The 5,260-nt window shown below is 73.4% G+C and carries 3 protein-coding genes; 2 read left to right on the top strand and 1 reads right to left on the bottom strand.

Annotation, left to right across the window (positions count from 1 at the left end; genetic code table 11):
* The first annotated feature begins 79 nt into the window (after positions 1-79).
* Complete coding sequence (locus GL263_RS20880; RefSeq protein ID WP_182857270.1) at positions 80-2,023, top strand: ABC transporter ATP-binding protein; 1,944 nt, start codon at positions 80-82, stop codon at positions 2,021-2,023.
* Complete coding sequence (locus tag GL263_RS20875) at positions 2,020-3,885, top strand: ABC transporter ATP-binding protein (protein ID WP_182857269.1); 1,866 nt, start codon at positions 2,020-2,022, stop codon at positions 3,883-3,885. The genes GL263_RS20880 and GL263_RS20875 overlap by 4 nt, the downstream gene beginning before the upstream one ends.
* A 50-nt stretch (positions 3,886-3,935) precedes the next feature.
* Here GL263_RS20875 and GL263_RS20870 read toward each other — a convergent pair whose 3' ends face one another.
* A complete protein-coding gene (locus GL263_RS20870) occupies positions 3,936-5,159 on the bottom strand; it encodes a serine hydrolase domain-containing protein (RefSeq protein ID WP_182857268.1) in 1,224 nt (407 codons plus the stop codon).
* Positions 5,160-5,260 lie beyond the last annotated feature (101 nt).

Here is a 5,260-nt window from a genome sequence, read left to right as displayed (position 1 = left end):
CGGCTGAGTCCCGGGCCGCCCGGGACCGACCGAAAAACCGAGTGAAGTGTGTCAGGGGTGAAACGTAGGCTCGGTGCTGATGAGCACCGTGTCTGAGAACCCCCCGCAGCCCCCTGACACACCGCCGGAAGACGCGGCGGACGACTCACCGGACGGCGCGCCGCCGAAGGAGCGGTCGGCCGTGCGGTCGCTGCTGCGGTTGTGGCCGTACGTGCGGCCGGTGCGGGTCCGGTTGTTCTCGGCGGCGGTGGTGGCGATCGTCGCCTCCTGTACGGGTCTTGTCATCCCGTTGGTGCTGAAGTGGATCGTGGACGGCCCGGTCGCCGACGGGGACTCCGCCGGGGTGTGGTGGGGCGGCGGGCTGCTGTTGGCGGTGGGCGTCGCCGAGGCGGTGCTGTTCGGCTTCCGTCGGTGGCTGGTGGCCCGGCCGCTGGCCGGGGTGGAGGCGTCGCTGCGGGCGGACCTGTTCGGCAGGCTGCAGCGGCTCCCGGTGGCGTTCCACGACCGTTGGGCGAGCGGGCAGTTGCTGTCGCGGGCGACGACGGATCTGATGCTGCTGCGGCTCTTCCTGGCCTTCCCGTTGACGTTCCTGCTGGTCAACGGTGTGACGATCGTGGTGGGCTGCGTCATCCTGCTGGTGCTGGACTGGGGACTCGGGCTGGTGGTGCTGGCACCGGTCGTGCCGCTGGTGCTGCTGTGCTCGGTGTTCGAGGGCAGGTACGCGGTGGCCGCGCGCAGGGCGCAGGACCAGGTGGGCGATCTGACCACGGTGGTCGAGGAGTCGGTGCTGGGCATCCGGATCGTCAAGGGGTTCGGTCGGCACCGCAGCCAGGCGCGGGCGTTCCGCGAGCTGTCCGGCCGGCTGCTAAGCACGGAGCTGCACAAGGCGCGGCTGCTGGCCTGGATCTGGGCGGTGATCATGACGCTGCCGGAGCTGGCGCTCGGTGTGGTCCTGGTGCTCGGCACGGTCCAGGTCGCCGACGGCTCGCTGTCGGCGGGCACGCTGGTGGCGTTCCTGTCCACGGCGCTGGCGCTGCGCTGGCCGGTGGACTCGATCGGCTTCCTGCTGGCGATGAGCAACGAGGCGGCGACGGCCACGGACCGCTACTTCGAGGTGATGGACGAGCCGCTGCCGCCGGACGCGCCGAAGCCTTCCGCCACCGGCCCGAAGCACCCCGACGGCGAGGCGGCGTCCGAGCTCGGGGGTCTGCTGATGTCGGGGGTGCGGTTCCGCTTCCCCGACGCGCCGCCGACGGCGCCGCCGGTGCTCGACGGCGTGGACCTGCACCTCCGGCCGGGCGAGACCATGGCGCTTGTCGGCGCGACGGGCAGCGGCAAGACGACGCTCACCGCGCTGGTGCCCAGGCTGCTGGAGACGACCGGGGGCACGATCACCCTGGACGGGGTGGACGTGGCGACGATGCCGACCGAGCGGCTGCGCCGGCTGGTCGCCGTCGCCTTCGAGGAGCCCACGCTGTTCTCCGCCTCCGTGCGGGAGAACGTGCTGATGGGCGCGGAGGACGCGGACGACGAGGCGGTGTGGCGCGCGTTGCGGATCGCGCAGGCGGCGGACTTCGTCGCCGCGCTGCCGGACGGTCTGGACACCCAGGTGGGTGAGCAGGGCCAGAGCCTGTCCGGCGGCCAGCGGCAGCGGCTGGCGCTGGCCCGCGCGGTGGTGGGCCGGCCGCGCTTCCTGGTGCTCGACGACCCGCTGTCCGCGCTGGACGTGCACACCGAGGCGCGGGTGGAGGCGGCGCTGCGGGAGGTGCTGGCGACCACCACGGCGCTGGTGGTCGCGCACCGGCCGTCCACGGTCCAACTGGCGGATCGGGTGGCCTTGTTGTCGGGTGGTCGGGTCACGGCGGTGGGCCGCCACGAGGAGTTGCTGCGGAGCAGCGCCGAGTACCGCCATCTGATGTCCGGCGCCGACAAGCCGGAGGCGCCCGAGCCGGGCGGCGCCGCCCGGGACCGGGCCGGCGTCGGGCCGCGCGGTTACGCACACGACCGGCAGGGGGAGCGATGACCACCGTCACGGACGATCCGCGCGAGGAGCGCGAGGACCGCGCCGGGGGCGCGGAGGGCTCGGCGCCGGCCACGGACCCGTTCGACCGGGACGTGCTGCCGGCCCCCAAAGGCGCGCCGCGCCGGCTGCTCGTCTCGCTGCTGCGGCCCAACCGGGGCCGGGTCGCGGTCGCGGCGGGGCTGCTGCTGACGCAGCAGGCGGCGGTGCAGGCGGTGCCGCTGCTGGTGGCGGTGGCCATCGACCGGGCGGTGCCGGCGGTGCGGGCGGAGGACTACGGCCCGCTGGTGGCCGTGGCGGTGGCGTACCTGGTGTGCGCGCTGGCGTCGGGCGGCCTCCAGTACCTGTTCGTCAGGGTGGCGGCGTTTGCCAGCCAGCGGGTGCTGCTCGACCTGCGGGGCAGGATCTACCGGCACGGGCAGGCGCTGAGCGTGGACTTCCACGACCGCTACACCTCGGGGCGGCTGATCTCGCGGGCGACGACGGACGTGGAGTCGCTGCGGGAGCTGCTGGACGAGGGCCTGCAGGAGCTGATCCAGGTCATCGTCTCCACGCTGTACATCACGGCGCTGCTGCTCTACCTGGACCTGGGGATCGGCGCGGCGGCGGTGGCCTCCTTCGTGCCGCTGCTGCTGCTCGTGCGGAACTTCCAGAAGCGTTCGATGCGGGTGTACCGCAAGCGTTCCACGGCGATCGCGGCGGTCATCGTGAAGTTCGCGGAGACGATGAACGGCATCCGGCCGGTGAAGTCGTTCCGCCGGGAGGCCGCGAACGAGGAGGAGTTCAAGCGGCTGAACGACCGGCATCTGAAGGTGAACGGCGACTCGATCCTGGAGATGGCGCGTTACGTGGTGCTGTCCCGGCTGACGGCGAACGTGGCGGTGGCCGGGATCGTGGTGTGGGGTGCCTACCGGGTGGCGGACGGCACCCTCGCGCTGGGTGTGCTGGCGGCGGCCGCGCTGTACGTGCGCCGGCTGTACGACCCGATCGACCGGTTGGGCATGTTCCTCAACTCCTACCAGTCGGCGGCGGCTTCGCTGGAGAAGATCGCCGGGCTGCTGGCGCAGGCGCCGTCGGTGCCGGAGCCGGTGGCGCCGGTGGCGCTGCCGGAGAAGGAGCCGGGCCGGCCGGGCCGCACGGTGCGCTTCGAAGGGGTGAGTTTCGGCTACCGCACGGGCGGGGAGGTGCTGCCGGCTTTCGACCTGGAGCTGCCGGCGGGCCAGACCGTGGCGGTGGTCGGCGCGACGGGCGCGGGGAAGTCGACGCTGGCCAGGCTGCTGGCCCGCTTCTACGACCCGAGCGCGGGCCGAGTGCTGATGGACGGCGTCGACCTCCGTGACCTGTCCACCGCCGAGCTGCGGCGCGGCGTGGTGATGGTGACGCAGGAGGCGTTCCTGTTCAGCGGCACGGTGGCGGAGAACATCGCGATCGGCCGCCCGGACGCCACCCGGGAGCAGATCGAGGCCGCGGCGAAGGCGATCGGCGCGCACGGCTTCATCAGCGCGCTGCCGGACGGCTACGACACCGACGTGCGCAAGCGAGGCGGCCGTATCTCGGCCGGTCAGCGGCAGCTCGTGGCGTTCGCGCGGGCGCTGCTCGCGGACCCGGCGGTGCTGATCCTGGACGAGGCGACCTCCTCGCTCGACGTGCCGGGCGAGCGCGCGGTGCAGCAGGCGATGGACACCGTGCTGCGCGGCCGGACGGCGCTGGTCATCGCGCACCGGCTGTCCACGGTGGAGATCGCCGACCGGGTGCTGGTGATGGCGGACGGCCGCATCGTCGAGGACGGTCCGCCCGGCGAACTCATCGCCGGCACCGGCCGCTTCGCCGCCCTGCACCGCGCCTGGCGCGACGGCCTGGCATAACACCGGGCGGAAGCGCCCGGCGGGGCCGAGGGCCCCGCCGGGTGGCGGTGTCAGGGGCGGCCGGCGGCGGGGGTCGACGGGCAGAACCAGACGTCGGTGAGGCCCTCGCCGGCGGCCGGGTCGTCCGACCAGTCGCCGTTGACGTTGAAGGCGAGCACCTTCCGGCCGTCGCGGGTGCCGGCGGCACTGCTGGCCGAGCCGTGTATGCCGCCGTCGTGGCCCCAGACGGTCACTCCGCAGGAGAGCCGCTGGGAGGTCACGCCGAGGCCGTAGCGGTGGTCCGGGGCGCCCGGGACGGGCACGGCCTTGAACATCGCCCGCTGCTGCGCGGGCGGCAGCAGCTCACCCCTGAGCAGGGCCCGGTAGAAGCGGGTGATGTCCCCGCCCGTGGTGACGAGTTCGCCGGCCGCGCCCGCGATGGTGGGGCTGAACTCGGTGACGTCGTGCACGGCCGTGCCGGGCTCGGGGCCCACGTGCGTGGAGTAGTGGCGGACCGCGGGGTCGGGCAGGGTGGTGCGGCGCCCGGGTAGCAGCGTGGACTTCATGCCGAGCGGTTTCAGCACACGCCGCTTGACCTCCGCGGCGTACGGGCGGCCGGTCACCGCCTCGATGACCATGCCGGCGACCACGTAGCCGGTGTTGGAGTACTTCCAGCCTCGGCCGGGCCGGAAGTCCGGCTTGTGGCCGAGGGCGACGGCGACGAGTTCCTCGGGGCGGAAGGTGTCGTAGCGGCGTTCGGGGAAGTCGGTGGTGAGGCGCCGCAGGATTTGCTTGTCCTCGGTGTAGTTGGGCAGCCCGCTGGTGTGCTGGAGGAGTTGCCGCACGGTGATGTGGCGGCCGTGGTGGCCCTTGCCCCTGATGAGTCCGGGCAGCCACTTCTCGACGCTGTCGTCCAGGTCGAGTCGCTTCTCGGCCTCCAGTTGGAGCAGCACGGTGGCGACGAGGGTCTTGGTGATGCTGCCGGCTCTGAAGCGGTCGTCGGCGGTGCGCGGACGCGAGGTGTCGAGGTCCGCGACGCCGGCGGTGCCGTTCCAGGTGTGGCGCCCGCGCAGGGCGGTGGCGGCGGCGCCGGGCGGTCCCGCGGCGACGATGCGGTCCAGGGCGTCCTGGGCCGGGTCGGTGGCGCGTCCCTTGTCGGCGGGGCCGGCGGCGGCCCGGTCGGTGGTCGCGGAGTCGGCGGTGGCGGAGTGGGCGGGAGCGGTCAGCGCGCCGGCGGTGACGGCGAGTGCGAGGACAAGCCCGGTGGCGGCCCGGCGGACGGCGTTTTGTCGCATGCTCCTATGGCCTTTCTCTGATGCTGTGCGGCTCGGGGTGGACGTCGGGAGGGGCCGGTGTCCGATGACACCGCGTCAGACCGGTCTGCACCGACAGACGC

Source organism: Streptomyces durbertensis (genome assembly GCF_014156695.1).
Lineage (GTDB): Bacteria > Actinomycetota > Actinomycetes > Streptomycetales > Streptomycetaceae > Streptomyces > Streptomyces durbertensis.
The sequence above is the reverse complement of the archived record's forward strand: the minus strand, read 5'-3'. Positions and strand labels throughout refer to the sequence as shown.

What these genes read in the sequence shown, in the direction of transcription:
- GL263_RS20880 (WP_182857270.1), top strand. Translation starts at nt 80, where the DNA reads ATGAGCACCGTGTCTGAGAACCCCCCGCAGCCCCCTGACACACCGCCG.
- GL263_RS20875 (WP_182857269.1), top strand. Translation starts at nt 2,020, where the DNA reads ATGACCACCGTCACGGACGATCCGCGCGAGGAGCGCGAGGACCGCGCC.
- GL263_RS20870 (WP_182857268.1), bottom strand. Translation starts at nt 5,159, where the DNA reads ATGCGACAAAACGCCGTCCGCCGGGCCGCCACCGGGCTTGTCCTCGCA.